The organism is Elstera litoralis (assembly GCF_000963705.1).
Taxonomy (GTDB): domain Bacteria; phylum Pseudomonadota; class Alphaproteobacteria; order Elsterales; family Elsteraceae; genus Elstera; species Elstera litoralis.
Window position 1 is genome coordinate 1 of record NZ_LAJY01000804.1, and the last position, 1,117, is coordinate 1,117.

Sequence of the window (1,117 nt, forward strand, 5' to 3'; positions counted from 1 at the left end):
TGTTGAATTTCCAAGAAATCGATAATGGTTTCGACATCACGGCGATGGGAAAGTTCTTCCCGCCGCGCGCCGGTAAGCCAATAGAGCGCCCCGGTGAAGAAATTATTCTTCAGAAGATGGTGACGGCCGACCATAATATTATCGAGCACGCTCATATGGCCGAACAAGGCTAGGTTCTGGAAGGTGCGGCCAATGCCCAAATCGGCGCGCTTATTCGGCTTCAGCGCCGTTACATCGCGGCCTTTGAAACGCACCTTACCGTCGGACGGCGTGTAGCGCCCCGAGATGCAGTTCAGCATCGAGGTTTTACCCGCGCCATTCGGCCCGATGATCGAAAAAATCTCACCCTTGCGGACAGTGAAGCTTACGTCCGTGAGAGCACGGATGCCCCCAAAGCGCAGCGACACTCCCGCCACGTCAAGCAACGGTTCCGTCACGTTTCCCCCCATTTCAGGGCTGCGCATTGTAATTTTGCTGCGCTTATACCCCGGTTCCTGATAGAGAGTGTTATCCGCACCCGTAAAGTGTCAAGGTGATTCGTGCGGGGGAATGCCCCTATCTCAGCGCTTTTGCAGCGCAAAAACATGACGTGCGCGTTAAGTTTTAACCGAAAATAACACGCCTAAACGACCTCAAAACCTGCTGTGCCGCCCTGGGGCTGAAAAACCATCGCGGCACGCCCGGTGCCCCCGATGGTTTTCCTGCACATCCCTTGTGTAAAAATATGCCCCTTACGCATCGACGTAATAGGCGATCCCTTCATCGACAAAGCCGACGAGCTTGGCCACCGCCGCCCGTTCCGTCGCGCTCGCCGTATAGAAATGCGTGCCGGTGTTGGTGTTGTAGAAGCGGTAGAGCGGGTCGAGCCACGACGCTGCCTGGGTTGCGCTCGCCTGATAGGCAACGCCATCGTAATTATACTGGGCGAGTTGCTGCACAGCGTCGCGCTCGCTCGAACTTGCCGTGTAGAAATGCGTCCCCGTGCTGGTATTGTAAAACCGATAGACGGAAATTGTGGTTCCGCTCGCAACAGTGCGGAAGGCTTCGCCTTCGTTGACATAGCTGGTGGCCCCGCTCAGAACCGCCTCCCGTTCCTGGGCGTTATTCGTATAGAAAT

At 55.9% G+C, this 1,117-nt stretch carries 2 protein-coding genes; both read right to left on the reverse strand.

From position 1 onward, the window contains the following. A partial coding sequence (locus VZ95_RS19880) for an ABC transporter ATP-binding protein (protein ID WP_408606115.1) occupies window positions 1-437 on the reverse strand: 437 nt, incomplete at its 3' end. 294 nt (window positions 438-731) lie between these two features. Further along, a partial coding sequence (locus tag VZ95_RS26240) for a hypothetical protein (RefSeq protein WP_045777410.1) occupies window positions 732-1,117 on the reverse strand: 386 nt, incomplete at its 5' end.